Origin of the sequence: Streptomyces sp. NPDC088157 (genome assembly GCF_044741545.1) — a bacterium.
In the GTDB taxonomy this organism is placed as follows: Bacteria; Actinomycetota; Actinomycetes; order Streptomycetales; family Streptomycetaceae; genus Streptomyces.
The window spans coordinates 641329-664057 of sequence record NZ_JBIUSU010000003.1 but is presented as its reverse complement, the minus strand read 5'-3'; the positions used below and the strand labels follow the sequence as shown (position 1 = coordinate 664057).

18 protein-coding genes are annotated in these 22729 nt (G+C 72.5%); 5 read left to right on the top strand and 13 right to left on the bottom strand.

Annotated features, from left to right (window positions below; translation table 11 throughout):
- Nucleotides 1–9 precede the first annotated feature (9 nt).
- Together ACIPFH_RS14130 and ACIPFH_RS14125 are read right to left on the bottom strand one after the other, a co-directional pair.
- Complete coding sequence (locus ACIPFH_RS14130; protein ID WP_401826149.1) at nucleotides 10–1179, bottom strand: lactate 2-monooxygenase; 1170 nt, start codon at nucleotides 1177–1179, stop codon at nucleotides 10–12.
- Nucleotides 1180–1408: 229 nt separating this feature from the next.
- Nucleotides 1409–1984, bottom strand: a complete 576-nt coding sequence (locus ACIPFH_RS14125) for a hypothetical protein (RefSeq protein WP_401826146.1) — start codon at nucleotides 1982–1984, stop codon at nucleotides 1409–1411.
- A 391-nt stretch (nucleotides 1985–2375) separates the two neighbouring features.
- On the opposite strand from ACIPFH_RS14125, the gene ACIPFH_RS14120 reads away from it, so the two are divergent.
- Nucleotides 2376–2810: a protease inhibitor gene (locus tag ACIPFH_RS14120; protein WP_401826145.1), complete on the top strand. Its 435-nt coding sequence runs from the start codon at nucleotides 2376–2378 to the stop codon at nucleotides 2808–2810.
- A gap of 205 nt (nucleotides 2811–3015) precedes the next feature.
- On the opposite strand, the gene ACIPFH_RS14115 is transcribed toward ACIPFH_RS14120, so the two are convergent.
- The 10 genes from ACIPFH_RS14115 to ACIPFH_RS14070 form a co-directional block, all read right to left on the bottom strand.
- On the bottom strand, nucleotides 3016–3213 hold the full coding sequence (locus ACIPFH_RS14115) for a CDGSH iron-sulfur domain-containing protein (protein ID WP_401826142.1): 198 nt from the start codon (nucleotides 3211–3213) through the stop codon (nucleotides 3016–3018).
- Entirely contained in the window at nucleotides 3194–3856 is a 663-nt protein-coding gene (locus ACIPFH_RS14110; RefSeq protein ID WP_401826140.1) for a HemK2/MTQ2 family protein methyltransferase, read from the bottom strand. The genes ACIPFH_RS14115 and ACIPFH_RS14110 overlap by 20 nt, the downstream gene beginning before the upstream one ends.
- 12 nt (nucleotides 3857–3868) lie before the next feature.
- Nucleotides 3869–4885: an iron-containing redox enzyme family protein gene (locus ACIPFH_RS14105; RefSeq protein ID WP_401826869.1), complete on the bottom strand. Its 1017-nt coding sequence runs from the start codon at nucleotides 4883–4885 to the stop codon at nucleotides 3869–3871.
- 283 nt (nucleotides 4886–5168) lie between these two features.
- Complete coding sequence (locus ACIPFH_RS14100; RefSeq protein WP_356262302.1) at nucleotides 5169–5363, bottom strand: hypothetical protein; 195 nt, start codon at nucleotides 5361–5363, stop codon at nucleotides 5169–5171.
- Between the two features lie 178 nt (nucleotides 5364–5541).
- Nucleotides 5542–6555: a Ppx/GppA family phosphatase gene (locus ACIPFH_RS14095; protein ID WP_401826138.1), complete on the bottom strand. Its 1014-nt coding sequence runs from the start codon at nucleotides 6553–6555 to the stop codon at nucleotides 5542–5544.
- A gap of 122 nt (nucleotides 6556–6677) precedes the next feature.
- A complete protein-coding gene (locus tag ACIPFH_RS14090; protein WP_401826136.1) occupies nucleotides 6678–8180 on the bottom strand; it encodes an MFS transporter in 1503 nt (500 codons plus the stop codon).
- 121 nt (nucleotides 8181–8301) lie between these two features.
- Nucleotides 8302–11148 (bottom strand): NHLP bacteriocin export ABC transporter permease/ATPase subunit, encoded by a 2847-nt coding sequence (locus ACIPFH_RS14085; protein ID WP_401826134.1) that lies wholly within the window; start codon nucleotides 11146–11148, stop codon nucleotides 8302–8304.
- A 1-nt stretch (nucleotide 11149) separates the two neighbouring features.
- A complete protein-coding gene (locus ACIPFH_RS14080) occupies nucleotides 11150–13267 on the bottom strand; it encodes an NHLP family bacteriocin export ABC transporter peptidase/permease/ATPase subunit (protein WP_401826866.1) in 2118 nt (705 codons plus the stop codon).
- Nucleotides 13268–13368: 101 nt separating this feature from the next.
- The gene (locus ACIPFH_RS14075) at nucleotides 13369–14175 is read right to left on the bottom strand and encodes an HlyD family efflux transporter periplasmic adaptor subunit (RefSeq protein ID WP_401826132.1); all 807 of its coding nucleotides are present in this window, start codon (nucleotides 14173–14175) and stop codon (nucleotides 13369–13371) included.
- A gap of 87 nt (nucleotides 14176–14262) precedes the next feature.
- Entirely contained in the window at nucleotides 14263–14478 is a 216-nt protein-coding gene (locus tag ACIPFH_RS14070) for a type A2 lantipeptide (RefSeq protein WP_356265697.1), read from the bottom strand.
- 1024 nt (nucleotides 14479–15502) lie between these two features.
- Between ACIPFH_RS14070 and ACIPFH_RS14065 the strand changes: the two genes are divergently transcribed.
- Nucleotides 15503–17023, top strand: coding sequence for a S1 family peptidase (locus ACIPFH_RS14065; RefSeq protein ID WP_401826130.1), 1521 nt, complete (start codon nucleotides 15503–15505; stop codon nucleotides 17021–17023).
- A 74-nt stretch (nucleotides 17024–17097) separates the two neighbouring features.
- On the opposite strand, the gene ACIPFH_RS14060 is transcribed toward ACIPFH_RS14065, so the two are convergent.
- On the bottom strand, nucleotides 17098–19254 hold the full coding sequence (locus ACIPFH_RS14060) for a SpoIIE family protein phosphatase (protein WP_401826127.1): 2157 nt from the start codon (nucleotides 19252–19254) through the stop codon (nucleotides 17098–17100).
- A gap of 365 nt (nucleotides 19255–19619) precedes the next feature.
- On the opposite strand from ACIPFH_RS14060, the gene ACIPFH_RS14055 reads away from it, so the two are divergent.
- Genes ACIPFH_RS14055 through ACIPFH_RS14045 form a run of 3 tightly spaced genes read left to right on the top strand, consistent with a single transcriptional unit; the run spans nucleotide 19620 to nucleotide 22718 of the window.
- A complete protein-coding gene (locus ACIPFH_RS14055) occupies nucleotides 19620–22070 on the top strand; it encodes a SpoIIE family protein phosphatase (protein ID WP_401826125.1) in 2451 nt (816 codons plus the stop codon).
- Nucleotides 22071–22120: 50 nt separating this feature from the next.
- Nucleotides 22121–22492, top strand: a complete 372-nt coding sequence (locus tag ACIPFH_RS14050; protein ID WP_401826124.1) for a DUF6479 family protein — start codon at nucleotides 22121–22123, stop codon at nucleotides 22490–22492.
- Nucleotides 22493–22535: 43 nt separating this feature from the next.
- Entirely contained in the window at nucleotides 22536–22718 is a 183-nt protein-coding gene (locus ACIPFH_RS14045) for a hypothetical protein (protein ID WP_356259785.1), read from the top strand.
- Nucleotides 22719–22729 lie beyond the last annotated feature (11 nt).

The window sequence follows — 22729 nt, the reverse complement described above, 5'->3', positions numbered from 1 at the left end:
CGTCGGCCGTCAGCCCGCGGTCTCGACGAGGTCCGCCGGGCCCGGGGTGGCCGGGCCGGAGTGTCCGGACAGGGCCAGGGTGAGGTCGAACTCGGCGAGCAGGCAGCGGATCACGTGCTCGACGCCCGACTGACCGTCCAGGCCGAGACCGTAGACATAGGGACGGCCCAGCAGCACCGCCCGCGCGCCGAGGGCGAGCGCCTTGAAGACGTCGTCGCCGGTGCGCACCCCGCTGTCGAACAGCACCGTCAGCCGGTCACCGACCGCTCGCGCCACCAGGGGCAGCGCGTCGGCGGCCGCGACCGAACCGGCGACCTGCCGGCCCCCGTGGTTGGAGACCACCACGCCGTCCATCCCCGCGTCGGCGGCGAGCCGGGCGTCGTCGGGGTGCAGAACGCCCTTGAGGACGATGGGCCCGTCCCAGTTCTCCCGCAGGAACGCCAGGTCCGGCCAGGTCTTGCCGGGGTCCGCGAACAGGCTGACGAAGTGCAGCACGGCCGCGTTCGGGTCCTGGTCCACCGGCTTGGCCAGGCCCGCCAGGAAGGCCGGGTCGGTGAAGTAGTTGGCGGTGCCGACGCCGTGCAGGAACGGCAGATAGGCCTGGTCGAGATCGCGGGGCCGCCAGGCGAGGAGCGGCGTGTCCAGGGTGACGACGAGCACCGTGAACCCGCTCGTCCGCGCCCGCCGCAGAAAGCTGCGGGTCACCTCGCGGTCCTTGGACCAGTACAGCTGGAACCAGCGCTCGGCGTCCCCCATCGCCTCGGCCACCTGCTCGATCGGTGTGCTCGACGCCGACGACAGGATGTAGGGCACGCCCTGGGCCGCCGCCGCCCGGGCCGCCGCGGACTCGGCCTCCGGATGCATGATCGACAGCACGCCGACGGGTGCGAGGGCGAGCGGTGCGGGCAGGGCGCGCCCCAGCACCTCGACCGAGAGGTCCCGCTCGTGCACGTCCCGCAGCATGCGCGGCACGATCCGGCGGCGCTCCAGGGCCGCGCGGTTCGCCCGCGCCGTGCTGCCGTCCCCCGCACTGCCCGCCACATAGCCGACCGGACCCGGCCCGAGGCGCTGCTCGGTGAGTTCCTCGAGCCGGGTCAGGTCGGTGGGCAGGCGGGGGACCGCGCCCGTCATCCCGTTGAGATAGATCTCGTACTGGAAGTCCGCCCAGTGCTTCGCCATCCGTACGTCCCGCCTTTCGCCGTCCCGCAGTCGAGCGTGCGTCGCCGTCGCAGGGCGACCATACCGGCGGGTCGGTGGGGGTGGTTCAGCGGATCGGAGTTCAGCGCTCGGCCTCCGACGGAGAAGGTCTTCGCGCCGCCGAAGGCGGGCCGGAACGGAGCCGGGCGCGGTGTGCTCCGTGTGGGGGATGCGGTCCGCCCCGGCAGCACCCCGGTCGGCGGACGACGGCTCACCCTTCTTCCGTGTCGGAAGCGGACGAGTCCGCCGCGTCCTTCGGGGCGGCGTCCGCGTCCGGCCCCTGGGCCCTCACCCGCTGCACGTGTTCGAGGGAGTCACGCAGCTCGCCGAGCCAGTCGTCGGTGTGGCGCTGGACCAGGCGGACGCACCAGGCGAGCGCGTCGCTGCGGCTGCGGGCCACGCCCGCGGCGATCAGGGTGTCGAGGACCTGGCGTTCGGGCTGTCGCAGCCGGGTCATGACGGGCGCGGCCACGTGGGTGAAGAGCGCGCGCTCCCCGTCGCACACCACACCCCAGGCCACCTTCCGCCGGAAGCGGTGCTCGGCGTCGCGGGCCACGGCCATCCGGGTCTCCCGGGTGCGCTCCCGGAACTCCTGGATCCGGGCGGTGACGGCCGCCTCCCGCTCGGCGGCCGGGGCGTCCTCGGCCAGGCGGGGAGCGGCGATGCGGCCGACCACGGTGATCTCCTCGCGGTCGGCTGTCACCTCGGCGAGCTCCTCGAAGAGGTCGTCGGGCAGGCGGCCCGCGAACCAGCCCCTCAGCTTCTCTTTCTGCTCTGTCGTAATCATGTAATGACGATTACTCCGCTGGTACATGAACACAAGGGGTCGCGGAGAAGTCCGCCGAGAGCGGAACGGAGGGGCCTGTGCGGGGGGTCGCGGAGGCAGGTGCTCGAGGGCTCGAGGGTGAGATCGGGAAGCGAGCGGAATGTTTCAGGCCGATTAACGAAGCTATGGAAACCGGTCATCGAGCCGACCGAAGGGATCAAGAAGCGCTTGCTTCCGGCGTTGGAACGTTCGAAGTCCGTAACTTCTCGCCACTGATTCAATACGCAAGGTTACTGAAACACATGGGGTCGATGTGAGATTCGGCGGCGGACTCGGCAGACTCGCGCTCGTCGCGTTCGGCACCGATCGAGCCGGCCGGCACACCCCCGAATCGAGCGGAAGGATGCACACAATGCGGAACACCGCGCGCTGGGCAGCGACCCTCGGCCTCACGGCCGCCACCGTCTGCGGATCCCTCACCGGGTCCGCGCTCGCCGCCCCGGCCGCAGCGCCGACCTCCCTCTACGCCCCGTCGGCGCTCGTGCTGACCGTGGGCCACGGAGACAGCGCCGCCACCGTGGACGCGGCCCGGGCCGTGACCCTGAACTGCGCCCCGAAGCCCTCCGGTACCCACCCGGCCGCCGCCCTCGCCTGCGCCGAACTGCGCGCCGCCGGCGGGAACCTCGACGTCCTGGCGGGAGAGGGCGACGCCATGTGCACGAAGCAGTACGACCCGGTGGTCGTCACCGTCGACGGCGTATGGCAGGGCAAGCGCGTCTCCTTCGAGCGCGCCTTCGCCAACGAGTGCGTGAAGAACGCTGCCGGGAGCAGCCTCTTCACGTTCTGAGACCGGGATCGCGTGGTCCCGTGCACGCTGAGAGAGGCTCGTGAAGTGGGGAGTGCGAGCCCCTGACGCGGGAGCAGCGCGATCTCGTACGGAGGCCGGGCGGGTGGTGTGGGGCTGCCCGTCCGGCCTCCGGATACACGGCTTTCGAGGAGGACGCCTTGAACGACATGCCGGAGACCGCCCCGGAGGGCGGGGCGGAAGGCTTTCAGGAGCGCTCGCGGTGACTGGTGTCGCACCAGGGATAGCGGCGGCTGCGCCGACAGGTGCACAGGGCGACCCGGAAGCGGTCGGAGGAGACCGTCGTGCCGTCCTCCAGTTCCACCTCGACCGGCCCCTCGACCAGCAGGGGTCCCCGGCGCTGGACGCGGATCCGGCAGGGCCTGTCAGCAGGGGAGTTCGGCACGGACGACCACCAGTTCCTCGTTCTCGTCGTCGGCGGACAGCAGTCCCCGCTCCCGCAGCCAGTCCTTCCGCTCGCGCAGGACCGGGCCGAAGGGAATGCGATGACGTCGCGTCACGGACGCCTTCAGGCCGGAGGCGCGCAGCACCGAGAGGGTGCTCGCGGGATCGTTGAGCGCGGAGTGCACCATCAGCAGCACTCCGCCGGGGCGCAGCAGCCGGGGTGCCTCGATGCAGATCCGGTCGAGCAACAGCCGTCCGTCGCCGCCCCCGTCCCAGGCCCGGGCCGGTCCGCGCCCGGTACGGTCGCCGGTCGGCGCCGGCACGTACGGCGGGTTGGTCAGGATCAGGTCGAACGACCGCCCGTGCACCGGAGTGAAGAGGTTGCCGCGATGGACCCGCACCGGCAGCCGTTCCCGCCAGGCGTTGAGGCGGGCCGAGTACACCGCCCGCCAGGACACGTCGATCGCGGTGACCCGTGTGCCGCGCCGCGCCGCGGCGAGCGCCAGCGCGCCGGTACCGGTCCCCACGTCGAGGACGTCGGCGCCCGGCGGCAACGGTTCTTCGGACAGCGCCCCGGCCAGCAGGGCGGTGTCTTCCTGAGGGGCGTAGACGCCCGGGAGTACCAGGGGATTCACGGGCACCAAGTACCCCGCCTGTCACGAAATATTGGCTTCTTCCCGTTCGGTGACCGGCGTGCGCAGGGAGGACTCGCCCGAACGCCAGGCCGCCAGCAGGCGGGCGCCGAGGCGGTCCTCCAGGTATCCGGTGGCGTCGATGCCGAACGCGATGTCGGCAGCCAGGTGCGGTTCCTCGACGAGCAGACCGCCGATGACGTCATGGCGGACGACCTGTTCGTGGACCGCGTCCGCCTCGACGTGCTCGTCGTAGAAGTGCGCGGCGGCGGGCCCGGCGTCCACGCGGCGCATCGCCTGGGCCAGCCGCCGGGAACCGGGCGAGGAGGTGATCTCGACCGCCGCGAAATGGCCCACCAGGGCGCCCCTGAGGGACCGGTGCAGGCCGAAGAGGGACATCATGTTGACCGTGGCCAGCGTCTCGGCGCACGCGGCGTCCAGATAGCGGCCGTAGGCGGTGTCCAGACCCAGGTCGGTCATCAGGTCCGCGAACAGACGCGCGTGGACGCGGTCGGGGCGGCCGCCGCCCCACTCGTCGAACTCCACCGCCGCCATCGCCGCCTTGGCCCGGCCCCACAGCCTCGGCAGCACCCACGCGTGCGGGTCCGCCTCCTTGAGGTGGTACAGGGAGCGTTGGGCCGCGTACTCGCGCACCTGCCACAACTCGCCCTCGGCCGCGAGGAAGTGGCTGACGCCCGTGCCCTCGACGGGTTCGACGAGGAGCTCCGCGAGCGCGTCCTCGACGGAGTCGTGGACCGGTGTGTCCTCCCGCAGGGCGGTCAGGAAGCGGTGCTCCAGCGCGGCCCGGACCCGCAGCAGAGCGGGGTCCCACTCATGGTCCGGGGCCACGCCGGCGAAACCGCGGTAGTGCAGTTCGTAGCAGAGGTACAGAGCCAGCTGGAGGTCGTCGCCGTACGGGGACGCCGACGCGACCGTCCGGGCCGCCGGGAGCGGACCCGTGCCCGCGAGGTACCCGTGGACGGCCGCGGAGACCGGGCCCCGGGTGACCGGCAGCCGTGGCCCTTGGAAGTCGTGTGCCATGCGTGACGGGTACCCCGCGGGCATCGGGTCACCCGCGGGGTACCCGCGCGCGGGGTACTCCGGGTCGGCCCGGACCTCGTCCGCGAGGTGGCCGACGAGGCCGTCCACGACGTCGACGACCGGCGCCCGGTCCACCACCACGGCACCTTGAGCCGTGCCCACCCGGCCCCCGACCACCTCGATGACGAGCGCGGTCACGACCGGGCGCACCTGAGGGGCGGGACCATGGCGCCGGCCTGTTCGGGGTCGCCGGGCGCCGGACGACCGGCCGCTGACGGCCGGCTCAGTCGCCCCGGGACTCCTCCTGGGCGCGCCGGTTGGTGGTGAGGGCGTCGGCCGCCTCCCCCCTGCGCTGGTGCCGCTCGCCCTCCGGGTCGTCGACGCGGGTCTCGGCGTCCTCGATCTCCCGAAGGACCTCCTCCAGTGCGGTACGGGGACGGTCCTGACCGGTCTCGGAGTGCTTGTCGTCGTCGGGCACGGTGCGTTTCCTTCCGCTGGGGTCCGCTCGGTCGGTGGTCGGTGGTCGGTGGTCGGTGGTCGGTGGTCGCAGGAGGCTGGGGCGCATGCCGCCCGGTGTGTGGAGGGGGCACCCAGGTGGCCCGCGTGGAGCCGTGCCGGTCGCTCCGGTTGCGGGGCAGGCTGGGGTGCGGCAGCGGTCAGGACCCGTGTTGCGTGAGGCGCAGGGGCACCGGCTCGGGGGCAGCCGCCTCCTCGTCGTCGGCGAGCCGGGTGACCTCCGCCCACCAGGCCGGGCCGTCCTCCATGTGCCGCAGCATGACGCCCTCGCGGATCGCCCAGGGACAGACGGTGACCGTGGTCAGCCCGGTCAGCTTCATCGCCGTGTGCCCGATCACCGCGCCGGCGAGGCTCTGCGCGGCGCGCGGCGCGGAGATGCCGGGCAGCCTGGCGCGTTCGGCGGTGGGCACAGCGGCCAGGGTGTCGATGGCCTCGCGCAGGTCGCGGCGGTTCAGGGTGCGGTCCATGAAGGGGCCGTGCCGTCCGGGGGCGGCCCCGCACAGCCGGCCGAGCTGCTGGAAGGTGCGGGAGGTGGCCACCGCCGTACGCGGTCCCTCCCAGCGGACCCGGGCGGCCACGTCCCTGAGCTGGTGGCGGATCCTGCGCCGGGCCGCGCGCAGGAGTTCCGGGGTCGGCGGGTCGTGGTCGGCGAAGAAGTCGTGGGTGAGCCGGCCCGCCCCCAGAGGCAGTGAGGCCACGAAGTCCGGCAGCCGCCCCCGGCCGAAGGCCACCTCGAAGGAACCGCCCCCGATGTCCAGCAGGGCGAGCGGCCCACAGCGCCAGCCCATCCAGCGGCGGGCCCCGAGGAATGTCAGCTCGGCCTCCACCTCGCCCGGCAGGGTGCACAGCGCGACGCCGGTACGGGTTCGGACCTCGTGCAGCACCTCGCGCCGGTTGGGGGCCGAGCGCACCACGGCGGTCGCGAAGGCGAGCGGGCCCGCCGCACCCCAACGGTCCGCGGTCCGGGCCGCCGCGGCGACCGCTCGGACGAGCCGTTCCACGGCCTCGTCCGGGATGGGGTCGCCCGGAGCGACCTGCTCGGACAGCCTCAAGCGCCATTTGGCCGTGTGCACCGGCAGCGGGACCCCGCCCGCCGCGTCCGCCACCACCAGCCGCACGGTGTTCGAACCCACATCCAGCACGCTGATTCTCATGGACCGCGAGTACCCAGGCCTAAACCTCCATGCGCAGCGCTTTTCGCCGACGCGGCACAGAGGGGCCGCCGTCCCTCGTGGACGGCGGCCCCTCTCCCCGGTGCGGCTCTTGCCGGGACGCCTCACATGTGGACCACCGGCGCCGCGTCCGCGTCCTGCTCCGGCACCCCGCGGCGGTAGAGCGCGAACGCGATGACCGCGCCCGCCGCGAAGAAGCCGGCCGACCACCAGAAGGCGGTGGTGTAGCTCTCGATGGTCGCCTGCGCCTGGACCAGCTTGTTCGCCGGGTTCTTGCCCGCGAGGTAGTCGGCGGCGGCGCTCGCGGCCAGGGTGTTCAGCAGGGCGGTGCCGATCGAACCGCCCACCTGCTGCATGGCGTTGACCGTGGCGGAGGCCACGCCCGCGTCCTCGGCGGCGACCCCGCCGGTGGCCATCTGCATGGCGGGAGGCATGACCAGGCCGAGGCCGAGACCGATGATGACCAGCTGCGGCAGCACCGCGCTCAGGTAGTCGGAGTCCACGCCGATCCCGGTCAGCCAGGCCATGCCCACCGCGGCGACGGCGAAGCCCAGCGGGATGACGGCCTTCGGGCCCAGGCGCGGCACCAGGGCCGTCGTGCCGATCTGCGCCGCCACCATGAGCGCCCCGACCATCGGCAGGAACGCCACACCCGTCTTCGTCGGGCTGAAGCCCAGGTTGAGCTGGAGGTAGTAGGTGAGGAAGAGGAACACGCCGAACATGCCGGCGCCGGAGATCAGCACGGCGAAGAAGGAGGCCGCGCGGTTGCGGTCGAGGAGGATGCGCAGTGGCAGCAGCGGGTGCGCGGCGCGCGTCTGCCACCAGGCGAAGGCCGTGAGCAGTGCCCCGCCCGCGATCAGGAAGCCCCAGGTACGCGGTGAGTCCCAGTCGTGGGTCTCGGCGTTGGAGAAGCCGTACACCAGGGAGAACAGACCGGCGGCGACCAGGACCGTGCCGGGCACGTCGAGCTTGGAGTTCTCGGCGTCGCGGTGGTTGGACAGCAGCACCCAGCCGCCCACGAAGGCGACGACGGCGATGGCCACGTTGACATAGAGCGTCCAGCGCCAGTCGAGCGCGTCGGTCAGGACGCCGCCGAGCAGCAGACCCACCGCGCCGCCCGCGCCGGCGATGGCGCCGTAGACGCTGAATGCCTTGGCGCGTTCCTTGGCGTCGGTGAACGTGGTGTTCAGCAGCGAGAGCGCGGCCGGTGCGAGGAGCGCGCCGAAGGCGCCCTGGAGCGCGCGGGCGGTGACCAGCATCTCGAAGTTGGTCGCGGCGCCGCCGAGGGCGGAGACGGCGGCGAAGCCGACGACACCGATCAGGAACGCCGTCTTGCGGCCGAAGAGGTCGGCTATTCGGCCGCCGAGCAGCAGCAGGGAGGCGAACGCCAGCGCGTACGCGGTGACGATCCACTGCCGGTTGCCGTCGGAGAAGCCGAGGTCGGCCTGGGCCGAGGGCAGGGCGATGTTCACGATGGTGGCGTCGAGCACCACCATCAGCTGGGCCAGGGCGACGACCGCGAGGATCCACCACTTCTTGGCGGATGCTGCGTCCGGCCCCTGTTCGGCGCCGGTGCGGGCGCCGTCCGTCAAGGTCTTCGGGGACATGGGGAACCACTCCAGGGACGTGAGGGCAAAGAACACGTAAACGAAACGGTTTCGTACACCTGGAGGCTAGACCAGTTTCAGCGAAACGGCAAAGTTTCGTTAGTGGGGGCGGCTGCGGGTCTCAGGCCAGCTGTCGCCGCACCAGCTCGTGCAGCCGCCCACCCGTGTCCGCGAGGAGCTGGGCGGGCGTGCCCTGCTGGGCGATCCTGCCGTTCTCCATCACGACGACCCGGTCGGCGTCCAGCACCGTCGAGAGACGGTGCGCGATGACGACCCGCGTGGCGTTGAGTTTGCGGGTGCTCTCGATGACCGTGCGCTGGGTCTCGTTGTCGAGGGCGCTGGTCGCCTCGTCGAAGAACAGGATGCGCGGCCGCCGGATCAACGCCTGGGCGATCATCAGGCGCTGGCGCTGGCCGCCGGAGACCGACCCGCTGCCCGAGACGATCGTGTGCAGCCCCATCGGCATGCGCCTGATGTCCTCGGCGAGACCCGCCATCTCGGCGGCCGCCATCGCCTCCTCCGGCGTGTAGGCCTCGGTGCCGCAGATGACGTCCAGCAGCGAACCGGTGAACGGCTGGGCGTGCTGGAGCACCACCCCGCACTGGCGCCGCACGGCCGACTGGTCGAGGGCCGCCAGATCCTGGCCGTCGTACAGCACACTGCCCGAGACCGGCTTGTCGAAGCCGATCAGCAGCCGCAGGAGCGTCGACTTCCCGCAGCCGCTCGGGCCGACGACCGCCACGAACTCGCCCGGCCGCACCTCGAAGGAGACGTCGTCGAGGACGAGGGGGCCGTCGTCGGAGTAGCGGAAGGAGAGACGGCGGGCCTCGAGCGCTCCGGTCAGTCGGCCGGGACGGGTGTTCGCGGTACGGACCTCGGGCGTCGCCTCCAGCACCGGCCGGATCTCCTCGAACAGCGGCAGCGCGGCCACCGCCGAGACGAAGGCGCCGGTCAGCGAGGTCACCGAGGTGAGCAGCATCGTCATCGACGTGTTGAAGGTGAGGAAGTCCGCCGCCGACAGCGCACCCCGCGCCGGACCGGCCAGCAGCATGAACATCAGCAGCGAACACAGCGGCAGATACACCGAACCCAGCACCGTGTTGAGGTTCTTGATCCGGCCGAGGCGCTGCTGCAGCTCACGGCTGCGCGCGAACTGCGCCGCCCAGGCCGCGTACGCGTAGTTCTCGGCGGCCGCCACGCGCAGCTTCGGCAGTCCCCGCAGGGTCTGGAACGCCTGGTTGTTGAGCCTGTTGGAGAGCACCACGAGCCGCCGCTGCCAGCGCACCTGCCACAGCCCGAGCGCCAGGAACACCGACGCGATGACGACCAGCATGCCGATCGCGGCGAGGGCCATCGGCACGCTGTACCAGAGCAGCAGCCCCAGGTTCATCGCACCGACGGTGACGGACTGCGCGACCGACGGACCGAGGCCCGCCAGCAGCCGGCGGATCGCGCTGATGCCCATCGCGGCACTCGCCAGCTCGCCCGTGGAACGCTCGGCGAAGAACTTGGTCGGCAGCCTGAGCAGCCGGTCCCACACCGCCGGCTGGAGCGTCGCCTCGATCCGGCCCTCCATGCGCAGCATGGTCAGGTTCTGGAGCAGCATGAACGCCGCCGCCACCACGCTGCTGATCATCACCGCCAGGCACACCTGCACGATCAGTCCCTGCTGGGCCTTCGGCACGTACTCGCCGAGCACCTTGCCGGTGGCGATCGGCACCAGCGCCCCGATCGCCACCGTCACCAGCCCGCTGAGCAGCAGGTTCGTCAGGTCCCCTGCCGCGCCCCGCATGCTGAACCGCAGCAGTCCGAGGGGGCCGAGGCTCCGCTCCGGCAGCGGGCGGTAGAACATGACCGCCCGCGGCTCGAACTCCTCCGCGTTGGCCTTCTCGACCGGGGTCTCCCGCCCGGTCGCGGGATGCACGGCGACGTAGCCGCCACGCCGCCACAGCAGCGCGACCGGCGCCCCGGACAGGGCCCGGTGCCCGACCAGCGGCCCCACGTCGTCCCGCCACCAGCGGCCGTCCAGACGTACGGCCCGGGCGCGCACCCGTGACGCGAGGGCGACCCGCTCGACCGGGTCCAGCCGGTCGCTGTCGGCGCCCATCTGCGAGGGCTCGGCGAGGGTGATCCCCGCGGCCCGGGCGACGAGCGCGCACGCCGCGTAGGTGGCGTCGGCGTCCGCGGCCGTGGCGCGCCGGTCCGTGCTCCGGCCGCCGTTCCGGTCGCTTCTGCCGCTCTTGCCGATCGACGCGAGCAGGGTCCGGTCCGCCTGGGCGCGAACCGCCTCACCGGCCTTGATCCCGGCGGCCGTGCGGGTCTCGTGGGTGTGCTCCAACTGCTCGATCCAGCGGTCCAGCGTGGTCAGCAGCCGGTACTGCTGGTCGACCATGCTCTGCCACACCGCCGGATCCATCAGCAGGTCGGCGGCCGCCTCCGCGCCGTACAGCGAGCCGTACTGCACGCTGCCCGGCGGCACCTGCATCCAGAACACGTCGTCGTCCTGGATCTCCGCCGCCCGCTCGGTGGCCATCGGGGCCTGGAAGAGGATCGACAGACCGCGGCCGACGCCGAGGGCGAGCGCGTACTCCAGAGGGCTCGAAGTCGGCGGCACGTACTGGGGGTTGCCGTACTCGTCGTAGGACCAGGTCTGGGTGTTCGCGGGCTGGTACAGCTCGCGCAGGCCGACGCGGTGCACGACGCAGTCGCGCAACGGGCGGGCGACGAGCGTGTGGTGGGGGCCGGTGACCGGACCGAGCAGCAGGGCGCCCGCCTCCAGCCGACCCAAGTGGTGCCAGTGGCCCTGCTGTTCGGCGTCCACCGCGAACAGGTCCAGCGCGCCCGAAGCGACCAGCCACAGCACCTGCGGGCCCTCGAGGTCGAGGCGGCCGAGGCCGGCGCAGTCGATCCGCGTGCCCAGCTGCCCCAGCGCGGTGAGGACGACATCGCCTTCGGGTACCGCAGTCATCTCAACGCTCCCTGACCAGCGCCGCGTACGAGCCGCCGCGCGCCACCAGTTCCTCGTGCCGACCGCGCTCCACGACGGTGCCGTGCTGGAGTACGACGATCTCGTCGCTGTCGCGGACCGTGCTGAGCCGGTGCGCGATCACCACGCACGCACAGCCGCGCCGGCGCAGGTTGTCCATCACCACCTGCTCGGTCTCCGCGTCCAGCGCGCTGGTCACCTCGTCCAGCACGAGGATGCTCGGCCGGCGTACCAACGCCCGTGCGATCTCCAGGCGTTGGCGCTGACCACCCGAGAAGTTGCGGCCGTCCTGCTCAACCCTGCTGTGGATGCCCCCGGGCCGCCGCTGGACCGTGTCCCAGAGCGCCGCGTCCCGCAGCGCGTCGACGACGGCGTCGTCCGGGATCGACGGGTCCCACAGCGCCACGTTGTCCCGCACCGAGCCCTCGAAGAGGAACACCTCCTGGTCGACGAAGGACACGGAGGAGGCGAGCGCCCCGCGCGCGATGTCCTCCAGCCGCTGCCCGTCGACGCGGATCACGCCCTCCCAGGGTGTGTACAGGCCCGAGATCAGCCGGGACACCGTCGACTTGCCGCTGCCCGAGCCGCCGACCAGCGCCACCTGCTGCCCCGGTCCGACGGTCAGGTCGAAGCCGGTGAGCAGCGGCTTGTCCAGGGGGCTGTAGCCGAAGGTGATGTTCTCCAGCTCGACGTGACCGTGCAGCCGGCGCGTGGAGTCGGTTCCGGAGCGGCGGTCGTAGAGCGGGTCGGCGCGGAAGTTCTCCACGTCCTTCAGGCGGGCCACGTCCGCCGCGAAATCCTGGATCCGGCCCGCGACCCCGTTGAGTCGGGTCAGCGGGGCCGTGAAGCGGGTGACCAGGGCCTGGAAGGCGACGAGCAGACCCACCGAGATATGGCCCTCGATCGCCCGCATGCCGCCGATCCACAGGATCAGCGCGCTGTTCAGCGAGGCGAGCGTCGGCGCGACCACGCCGAGCCAGGCGCTCGGTACGCCGAGCCGCTGCTGCTCCTCCAGCGTGGTGGCGTGCTGCCCGGCCCACTTGCGGAAATAGCCCTCCTCGCCGCCGGTCGCCTTCATCGTCTCGATCAACTGCAGCCCGGTGTAGGCCGTGTTGGTGAGCCGGGCGTTGTCCGCCCGCAGTTTCGCCGTCCGGGTCGCCCGCAGCCGGATGACGATCCGCATGGCGACGATGTTGAGCAGGGCCACCCCGATGCCGACATAGGTCAACTGGGGGTCGTAGGTGTAGAGCAGGACGGCGTAGAGGAGGACGACGACCGCGTCCACGCCCGCCGACGCCAGATCGCGGGCCAGCGTCTCGGCGACCGCGTCGTTCGACTGGAGCCGCTGGACCAGGTCGGCCGGGCTGCGCTGGGAGAAGAAGGTGACGGGCAGCCGCAGCAGATGGCGGAGGAAGCGGGCGCTGGAGAGGGTCGAGGAGATGATCCGGCCGTGATGCAGGTTGGCCTGCTGGAGCCAGGTCAGGGCCACCGTGAGGGCGACACACGTGGCCATGGAGGCGAACAGCACGCCCAACAGGGAGGTCTGTCGGCCTATCAGGAACATGTCGATGTAGGTCCGGCTGAGCGCCGGCACGGCCGAGCCCACCAGGACCAGCAGCAGACTCGCGAGCACGGCCGCCGGCAGGGTGCCCGCCGTGCCTCGCAGCCGGGCCGGCATCGCGCCGAGCACACCCGGTCTGCGCCCGCCCCGCTCGAAGTCCTCACCCGGCTCCAGCACCAGCACGACACCGGTGAAGCTGCCGTCGAAGTCCTCCATCGGCACGAACCGCCGGCCCTTGCCGGGGTCGTTGACGAACACGCCCCGGCGGCCGAAGCGACGGCCCAGACCCTCGTAGACGACGTAGTGGTTGAACTCCCAGAAGAGGATCGCGGGCGACTTCACCCCGGCGAGGGCCGCCAGGTCCATCTGCATGCCCTTGGCCGTGAGGCCGTAACCGCGCGCGGCCTTCAGCAGGTTGCTCGCCCGCGAGCCGTCGCGGGAGACACCGCACGCGATGCGCAGCTCCTCCAGCGGGATGTGCCGGCCGTAGTGCCCGAGAACCATGGCGAGCGAGGCCGCCCCGCACTCCACGGCCTCCATCTGGAGCACGGTGGGCGTGCGGACGGTCTTCGTCCGGCTCTTGGGAACCGTGCGTCGGGGCGGTGCGGCACGCCGCCGGGTCCGCGGCTGCTCGGTGGTGGTCACGGAAGCAGCCAATCGACGGGACGCCGGTCGGCCAGCCGGATCGAGCCCGTGGCCATGGTCATGGAGGTCAGGGCGAACGGCGGCCCGTCCGCGGACGACCACCGGTAGCCGCTCTTCGTCGCCGAGGACCTGTCCAGGCGGACCAGGACCGCCACCGGGCGGCCGTCCTTCGTGAACTGCTCGCCCAACTGGCTGTCCCCGAGGAACGCGGCGATCGCCTGCGCCGACTGGGCCGCGCGGTCCACCGACTTCACATGGCCTCGCAGCACGCCGTACTCCTGCGACGGCACGGTCTGCACGGTCAGGTCGACAGCCGCGTCCGACGGAATGGCCGCGGCGTTCTCCGCGGGGACGTACACCGTGGCGTACAGCGGGTCGTCGGCGCCGGCGACCTTCTCCACGGCGGCGACGTTCGCGCCGGTGGAGATGATCTGCCCGATGGTGGCCGCCAGCGCGGTGATCCGCCCTGCGGCGACCGTCCGCACCACGGCGTCGCCCTCGGCCGTACGCACCTTCAGCACGGGCGAGCCGACGCGGAGCCGTTCGCCCTCCTTCGCCAGGACGGCGGTGACCTGGCCCGCGGCGGGGCTCTGCAGGATGTAGCTGCCCTCGCCGTGGGTGAGGACGGCGGGCGCGCTCACCGTCGAGGCGACCGAACCGGTCACCGCCCACACGGACGCGGCCGCCATGACGACCACGGTCACGACCAGCGCCAGCCAGCCCTGGGGGCGCGCGAAACGCACCGGCAGGTCGAGTTCCTCCGGCGACTGGAGCTTGGCGAGGGCCTGTTGGCGGAACTGCACGGGGCTTACCTCGGGATGTTCAGGGCACCGAAGAGTCCCGGAGCCGGGTGACGGCTCCGGGACTCGAAGGAGTCACAAAGGGCGCGATCAGAGACCGGCGACCAGGTTGGTGACCGGGGCCGTGCTCAGGCCGGTGACACCCTCGACGGTGCCGACGGCCGTGTTCACCAGGCCGGAAACCGGGGCGATGCCGTCCACCAGGCCGGTGACGGTGCCGACCGCGTTCAGGGACAGACCGCCGGAGACGTTGTCCAGCTCGGCGTCGGAGATCTCGGCGGTCTGAACCTGGGGGGTGGAGTTCATGGTGGAACTTCCCTTCACATGGATATCTCATCAGGGGGAGCGGCCCCCTCTGGGGACAGATGACGGCCGCGACCACGGGCACCGGACACCCGTTTCGGGGAGACCGCGGTGACCCTGCGGTGCGATGGATCAAAGCAGGTCCGCGGTCGGCGCAGCGAATCAATCAGGGCCTTCACCTGGGGACTTGTGTCACGGGAGAGTCAAACGGTGCAGGCGCGCCCACCGCTTGTCGGCGACTTCTTCACACGACGGGCGGGATCTGCTCGGATGAGCGTCCGGCGCCGTCGCGGCGAATCCGACACTCCCGCCCCAAAGGCGTGGCGGGCGCCGCCGAGTTGTGCAGAACCCCCGCTTCCGGTGACCCGCTTGGGCATTCGATGTGCAGATTCTCTGAAGTGGGGATTCCGCTCGACGATCTCCACGGAGCGTAGCGGTGCCGATGCTCACCGTGTCGGTCCGGCGGTGTCCGGACCGGCGGCTCACAGCCGGCGCACATGTCTGCGATCGCGATGTGGAGACCCGGATGGGCCGGGACCGATCGGATCAGGCCATCCGAATCGGTCACCGTGCGCCGGAACGAAGTCCACTCCCGCTCCGTCTTCATGGGTTCGGGACCCCGCGCGCGGCCATCGCGGCGACTGCGGCGGCGCTGCCCGCGGCCGCCGTCGGCATCCGCCCCGAAAGGCCATCGCCCTCCCTGCCGGTGGCCGTGACCAGGGAGGACGCAAAGCAGGACGGTCCTCGTCGGCGACCTCGAAGGGCTCGCCCCGGGTGAGCGCCCGGGGCGCGAAACCGACCGCAAGGATCTTGTCGGCTTCGGTGGTCGTCATCGTCATATGGGCGATTGTTCCCGCAGCTGTGAGGCCGGACCCGCGTCATGGCCGATTCACGGTTTGGCAAAGGAAGTTGGCAATCGCGATTGAACGCACCCCACGACCCCTGCGTACTGATGGCCAACCAGGCGCCGCTGTACGGAGCTGCCGAACCCGGCAGCCAGACCCCGTCCCCCAGGAGGTCGAGTTTTTTGAGTCACAAGCGAGTTACGAAGCGCAAGGCCATCATCGCGGCAGGCGGTGTGGCGGCGCTCGGAGCGGCGGCCATCCTGCTTCCCCAGGCCAACGCCTCCCAGGACGGCGGCTCCAACGACGCCGCCACGGTGAAGACCCTGAAGGCGGGCGACGCGTCGGACCTCGCGTCCCAGCTCGAGAAGCTGCTCGGTGACGCCTTCGCCGGTTCGTACTACGACGACGCAGGCAAGCAGCTGGTCGTCAACGTCGTGAACGTCTCCGGCGACGACAACAACGTCGTCGTGCAGGCGGAGAAAGCGGGCGCCAAGGTCCGCGAGGTCGAGAACAGCACGGCCGAGCTCGAGGCGGCCGCGAAGACGCTGAAGACCAAGGCGACCATCCCGGGCACCTCCTGGGCCGTCGACCCCAAGACGAACAAGATTCTCGTCACCGCCGACTCGACGGTCACCGGCAGCAAGTGGGACACGATCGACTCGACCGTGAAGACCCTCGGCTCGGGCATGGCGACGATCAAGAAGTCGGCCGGCACCCTCAAGCCCCTCGTCTCCGGCGGCGACGCGATATTCGGCGGCGGGGCGCGCTGTTCCCTCGGCTTCAACGTGACGGCGGGCGACGGCTCCCCGGCCTTCCTGACGGCCGGTCACTGCGGTGTCGCGGCCGAGCAGTGGTCCGACTCCGAGGACGGCCAGCCGATCGCCACCGTCGACCAGGCGACCTTCCCCGGTGACGGCGACTTCGCGCTCGTGAAGTACGACGACCCCAACACGCAGGCGCCCAGCGAGGTCAACACGGGTCAGCAGACCGTCGCGATCAGCCAGGCCGCCGAGGCGACGGTCGGCACGCAGGTCTTCCGGATGGGCAGCACCACCGGCCTCAACGACGGTCAGGTCCTCGGCCTCGACGCCACCGTGAACTACCCCGAGGGCACCGTCACGGGCCTCATCCAGACGGATGTCTGCGCCGAGCCCGGCGACAGCGGCGGCTCGCTCTTCACCCAGGACGGCCAGGCGATCGGCCTGACGTCGGGCGGCAGCGGTGACTGCACCGCCGGTGGCGAGACGTTCTTCCAGCCGGTGACCACCGCTCTGGCGGCGGTCGGCGCGACGCTCGGCGACGGCGGCGCCGGCGCCGGTGACGCGGTCGGTGGTGAGGAAGCGGGCGCCGGTGCCGTGGACGAGAACGGCGACGGCATCGACGACAACACGGGTGAGGCCATCCAGGGCGGCGGCGACCAGGCCGGTGCCGTGGACGAGAACGGCGATGGCATCGACGACAACACGGGTGAGGCCATCCAGGGCGGCGGCGACCAGGCCGGTGCCGTGGACGAGAACGGTGACGGCATCGACGACAACACGGGTGAGGCCATCCAGGGCGGCGGCGATGCCGCGGCCAACGGTGGTGTCGACGAGAACGCCGACGGTGGCGTGGACGAGACCGGCAACGGCCAGGACAAGAACGGCCAGGACCAGAACGGCAACGGCCAGGAGGACGGCTCGGGTGTGAACGAGTCGCACTGACACGGCGTCATCCCGAACGGTCCGGCCCTCCGGTGGGGGGCCGGACCGTTCATGTCCGCGCCCGGCGGCGGCCCTCAGCCGTCCCCGCAGGCCCGCAGCAACAGCAGCGCCACGTCGTCCATTCGTTCCTCGGCCGCCGCGTAATCCCCCACCAGCTCGTCGGCCAGCTCCTCCAGCGGACGGTCCCCGGCCTCGCCGAGCCGCCGCCCCAGGCCGGCGACCGCGTCCTCGATGTCGACCCCCGGCGTCTCGATGAGCCCGTCCGTGTAGAGGGCGAGAACACAGCCCTGCGTCAGCTCGACCTCCGTCGTCGGATAGGTCGCCGAGCCGTCGATGCCCAGCAGCGGACCGCCCGCGAGGTCGAGGACGCGCACCCGGCCGTCCGCCCGGCGCAGCAGCGGCGGGGGATGACCCGCCCGGGCCATGACCGCCCGCCCCCGGGCCGGGTCCAGCCGTAGGTACAGGCAGCTCGCGAACAGCTCGGAGCCGAGGTCGATCAGCAGCCGGTTGGTGCTGCGCATGACCTCCGCCGGTCCCTGGCCCACCGTCGTGTACGCGCGGACGGCGGTGCGGATCTGCCCCATCAGCCCGGCCGCGGTCACGTTGTGCCCCTGCACGTCCCCGATCACGGCCGCCGCGAGCGGGGGCGAGGGCACCAGGTCGTAGAAGTCCCCGCCGATCTCCATGCCCCGGGTCGCGGGCAGATAGCGGGCGGTCGCCTCGATGCCGGCCAGCGACGGCAGCGACGGCGGCAGCAGCGCCGCCTGCAGCCCGTGCGCCAGCTGGTGCTTGACGTCGTAGAGCAGGGCGCGGTCCAGGGCCTGCGCGATCAGCCCGGCGAGGCTGGTCAGCACCGCACGCTCGTGGGTGGAGAAGACGTGCGGTTCGGCGTAGGCCAGCACACAGGCCCCCACCGGGCGGCCGGAGGCGATCAACGGCAGGAAGGCCCAGGCGGCGAAGCCGTCGGGCGAGGACCGCCGGGCCGGGTACAGGCGCTCCAGGTGCTGCGGGGACTCGAAGAACCCGGGCACGCCATGGGAGACGGCGTGCGCGCCGGGCGTCGGGGAGCTCAGCGGTGTCCGGTCGAACCGCTCCACGAGATGCGGTTCGGGGTACCCGTGGTGCCCGAGCACGTGCAGCCGGCCGGCCCGCGCGCCGAGCAGCGCCAGGGCCTGGCTGCCCACCGCCGGCGCGATCTCGTCCGCCACCAGACCCACCACGTCCTGCACGCTCACCGTCTCGGTGAGAGCCCCGGCCATGCTGAGCGCCTGTGACATCGACACCAGCCGGGTCGGCGCGTCCTCCGAGCGGGAGTCGGAGGGCCTCATCGCCGCCACCGCCCGGGCCCGGCTGATCCGCACGCTGATCCCGGTGGTACTCGGATACAGCCGCAGCGACAGCCACTCCGAGGGCGGGCGCAACGCCACGAACGAGGTGGCGTCCTGGCTCAGCAGCGCGGCCCGGTAGCGCTCCTCGTACAGGGGATCGTTGAGCCACGGCACAGCGGCCCACAGTTGCGAACCCAGCAGCCCGCTCACCGGCACACCGAGCAGTTCGGCGGCCGCGGTGTTCGCGAAGGCCACCCGTCCGGTCAGGTCGAGCGAACACATCCCGTACGGCAGCCGAGCCACCATCCGCGCCGCCTCGAGCGGGGCAAGCGTCTCGGAGATGCCGCCCAGCGGGCCCAGATCCAGCAGATCGGACTCGGCCCGCACCGAACGGTTCTCCGACGCGGCGCGTTCCAGCCGGAGCGCGAGTCGCTCGCAGGCCGACGTCAGTTCCCGCTGCTCCCGGTCGGACAGCTCCGGCGGATGCGAGCCTGGCCAGGTCACATAGACCGCGCCGTACACCCGGGTCGCCGTCAGCACCGGCAGCGCGGCCAGCGCGAAGGGATACGGCAGGACGACGGCGATACGCGGATAGCGGCGGGCCATGTCCTCCGCCCCGCCCACCCACACCAGCCGCCGTTCGCGCACCGCCTCGGCGACCGGGATCGGCGCGCTCAGACCCACCCGCTCCCAGGGCGCCGCGAACGACCGGGGCAGCCCCGCCATCACCGCCATCTCGAGCACCGGCTCGTCGCCGGGACGCAGGTACACGGCACCCGAGTGCGCCCCGACGGCGTCCATCATCGACGTCAGCGCCAGGGAGAGCAGCGGCCGGTCGACCGGCGACCATACGGCAGCGGGCGCCTGACCGGACGACGTCTGCCCGTCCGACACGCCGACCACCTCCTAGCCCGGCGCCGCGCGAGCTCCAGGGTCCAAATCTGCCCCCTGGCGGCTTGACGCGCACGGCGAGCGGCGTGCCCGCCGAGGGCCACCCCGTACCCCGTCGGGCCGTCCCCATGCCTCCTCGGCCGAAGCGCACGCCGGCTTACGGACGCCCCGCGTGCTCCCCGGGGCAACCCGATGGCTGGATCTTCGCGCTGAGAAACGGCCCGGGAGCCCAAGTCACGGGTGCGGCCAGTCACCGGGCTCCAGCCGGAAGGCCGGCGCCGACGGGGCTCCGTTTCGAGCACGGCCCGCCGCCGGTTCCCCCTCCGGGCTCCACCGAACGGCCACAGGGGCTGCGCCGAAGGGCCTTTGGCGCTGTAATGGCGGACGTGGTCAGTGAGGGTGCCGCGGAGCGCAGAACGGGACCCCTGCGCGCCGAAATCGCGCTCAAAACGATCACAGCCGATCCCGCCTCACCCGACCGGGTGCGACGCACCCTGGAACAGGCCCTCGTCTTCGCGGGCGCGGTCCTCGCCGCGCTCTACACCCCCGGCGGGGACGGCGACCTGCTCCGCCTGGTCGAGTCGGCCGGAGTCCCGAGGACCCTGTACGGGCTGCGCGAGAGCTACCCGCTCGACGGCCACTCGCCGGCCGCCGCCGCCCACCGCGACGGGCGACCGGTGTGGCTGGGCCCGGCGGAGCTCACCGACTGCGCGGAGTCGCGGCGGATGCCCGCCCGGGACGTCCACCTGGCCGCGCTGCCCGTGCGCGAGGGCACGGGCGGCTGCCTGCTCGCCGTGAGCGAGCGCACCGGCGGCTTCGGCGCCGACGACCGCGCGTGCCTGGAACTCGTCGCCGAGTCCGTCGTGTTCCCGGCCCCGGCCGTCCCCGCCGAGGAAGAGGAACTGCGCCCCAACGCCTTCAGCCTGGCCATGGACACCGGCCGCGTCGAGGTCGGCGACGAGCTCCTGGAACTGTTCGGGATGAGCCGCGCCGAGTTCGACGGCCGGGTGGAGACGCTGCTCGGGCTCACCGTCCCCGAGGACCTGCCCTCGCTGATGTCCGTCGTCGAGGCCGACCACATGTCGATCGGGGAGCGCGAGCTGGAGTTCCGGGTGCTCCAGCCCGCCGGGCCGCCGCGCTGGCTCAGGCTGCGCGGCCGGCTGCTGCCCGGCGAGGGCCACCCGGCGCGGCTCGTCGGCACCGTCACCGACGCCTCCACCCTGCGCGACGAGGTCACCGACGTCTCCCGCGTCCAGCGGCTGGCCGCCGCGCTCGCCACCGCCGGCACCGTCAGCGACGTCGGCCAGGCCGTCGTCACCGCCTTGCGCAAGCCGCTGCGGGCCGACCGGATCGCGCTCGCCGAACTGGAGAACGACCGGCTCGTGGTCACCGTCCTCGACCCGCCCGAGCCCGAGGCCTGGCCCGAGCTGTGGCAGCTGGAGTGGCGCGCCGAGTGGCCCGACGCGCCCGTGCGCGCCATGCCCACCCTCGCCGCCGCCCTGCGCGAGGGCCGGGCCCGGATCTGGCCCGCCGGCACCGCCCTGGAACCGGCCCTCGCCGAGGTCGGGCCCGGCGGCCTCGCCGTCCTGCCGTTGGCCGCCGGCGGCCGGACGGTCGGCGCCTGCCTCGTCGGCTGGGACGAGCCGCACGACTTCGGCCCCGACGAACGCGCTCTGCTCACCGCCTCCGCCGGTCTCGCCGGGCAGGCCCTGACCCGCGCCCGCGCCTTCGACGCCGAGCACGAACTCGTCGGCATGCTCCAGCGTCAGCTGCTCCCGCGCCGCCTGCCGGAACTCCCCGGCGCCGTCGCCGTCGCCCGCTACCTCCCGGCCACCGCCGGCCTGGAGGTGGGCGGCGACTGGTACGACGTGATCCCGCTGTCCGACCACCACGTCGCCCTCGTCATCGGCGACGTCCAGGGGCACAGCGCGGCCGCCGCCACCCTGATGGGCCAGATGCGCACGGCTCTGCGCGCCTACGCGACCGAGGGCCACCCCCCGGACGTCGTGGTCTCCCACGCCAACCGGCTCCTGATGGAACTGGAGACCGACCTCTTCGCCACCTGCTGCTATGTCGACGTCGACATGGAGGAGGGCACCGCCTGGTGCGTACGGGCCGGGCACCCGCCGCCCGTCCTGCGGTACCCGGACGGATCCACCGACATCGCCGAGACGGACGGCGGCCCGCCCCTCGGCGTCGTGACCCGGGCCGAGTTCCCGATGACCCCGCTGCGGCTGCCGCCCGGCACCGTCATCGCACTGACCACGGACGGACTCGTGGAGTCCGCCGAGATGGACATCGACACCGGCCTGGACCGCCTCGCCCATGAACTGACGGCCTCCGATCCCGCCCGACTCGGCCTGGTCGCCGACGCCCTGCTCGGCAACGCCCACCGGGGCGACGATGTCGCCCTGCTCCTGATGCGCTACGACGGCATGGCCGTCAAACCCCTGCGCGAGGGCTGGACGGTGTGGCGGGTGCCCGAGGCGGCCCGGCAGGCCCGCCGCTTCACCCGGCGCACCCTGCGCACCTGGGGCGTCCCCGCGCAGGCCATGGACTCCGCCCTGCTCGTCGTCTCCGAACTGGTCACCAACGCCCTGGTGCACACCGACGGCCGGGTCCGCCTCGACCTCACCCTGGTCAACCACCGGCTGCGCGTCGCCGTGACCGACGCCTCGCCGCGCAGCCCCGTCAAGCCGACCAGCCTGGGCTGGGAGGCCACCGGCGGTCGCGGGATCCTCCTCGTGGAGGCCGTGTCAGACGCCTGGGGGACGGTGCCGGTCAGCGGCGGCAAGCAGGTCTGGAGCGAGCTGGTGCCGGCCGGCTGAGCCGTCCGGCCGCCACGTGTCCCGGGGCACTGACGGGGTACCCGGCGCCCATGAACACCTTCGCCTCCGTCTTCGTCGCGGCATCCGGAAGGTCCGCGCTGGCCACCGTCGCCTTCATCGTCGTCGGACTCGTTCTCGTCGGTGGCATCATCTGGGCCTTCCGGCTCGGCATCAAGGTCCGCAGCCGCGAGCCCGCGCCCCCGGCGCCGCACGAACAGCCCCGCAGGCCCGGATCCGCACCGCCCCACGAGAGCCGCCGGACACGCGAACCGAACGAGATGCCGCAGTCGACGGACGGCGAACGCCTCACGCCGCACGAGCTGCGGCCCACCGGCAGCCGGGACAGCGCCGACCAGCGCCGCCCCCGCTGGGACGAGGGCTCCGGCGGCTCGTTCGGCAGCGGCGGACCGGGTGCCGGCTGACCCGAGGCGAGAGCCTTGTGACCGAGAAGGGTGATGAACCGTCGTGACCGCGCACATCGAGGAGAAACCGGCGATCCGCCGGGCCGAGACCGGCTGGGCCAGGGCCCGCCGACTGCGCCGCCAGAGGGCCGCGCCGCGCACCTGCCTGGCGGCCGTCGCCGCTCCCGGCGCGGTCGTCGGGATGCAGTCCGGCCCGGAATGGAACATTGTCAGGGGTGAGGACTGACCGGCACACAG

Excerpts from the sequence above, each read along its gene's own strand:
- ACIPFH_RS14130 (WP_401826149.1), bottom strand. The coding sequence starts at position 1,179 with ATGGCGAAGCACTGGGCGGACTTCCAGTACGAGATCTATCTCAACGGG.
- ACIPFH_RS14125 (WP_401826146.1), bottom strand. The coding sequence starts at position 1,984 with ATGATTACGACAGAGCAGAAAGAGAAGCTGAGGGGCTGGTTCGCGGGC.
- ACIPFH_RS14120 (WP_401826145.1), top strand. The coding sequence starts at position 2,376 with ATGCGGAACACCGCGCGCTGGGCAGCGACCCTCGGCCTCACGGCCGCC.
- ACIPFH_RS14105 (WP_401826869.1), bottom strand. The coding sequence starts at position 4,885 with ATGGCACACGACTTCCAAGGGCCACGGCTGCCGGTCACCCGGGGCCCG.
- ACIPFH_RS14095 (WP_401826138.1), bottom strand. The coding sequence starts at position 6,555 with ATGAGAATCAGCGTGCTGGATGTGGGTTCGAACACCGTGCGGCTGGTG.
- ACIPFH_RS14090 (WP_401826136.1), bottom strand. The coding sequence starts at position 8,180 with ATGTCCCCGAAGACCTTGACGGACGGCGCCCGCACCGGCGCCGAACAG.
- ACIPFH_RS14085 (WP_401826134.1), bottom strand. The coding sequence starts at position 11,148 with ATGACTGCGGTACCCGAAGGCGATGTCGTCCTCACCGCGCTGGGGCAG.
- ACIPFH_RS14080 (WP_401826866.1), bottom strand. The coding sequence starts at position 13,267 with ATGGAGGCCGTGGAGTGCGGGGCGGCCTCGCTCGCCATGGTTCTCGGG.
- ACIPFH_RS14070 (WP_356265697.1), bottom strand. The coding sequence starts at position 14,478 with ATGAACTCCACCCCCCAGGTTCAGACCGCCGAGATCTCCGACGCCGAG.
- ACIPFH_RS14055 (WP_401826125.1), top strand. The coding sequence starts at position 19,620 with ATGGCGGACGTGGTCAGTGAGGGTGCCGCGGAGCGCAGAACGGGACCC.
- ACIPFH_RS14050 (WP_401826124.1), top strand. The coding sequence starts at position 22,121 with ATGAACACCTTCGCCTCCGTCTTCGTCGCGGCATCCGGAAGGTCCGCG.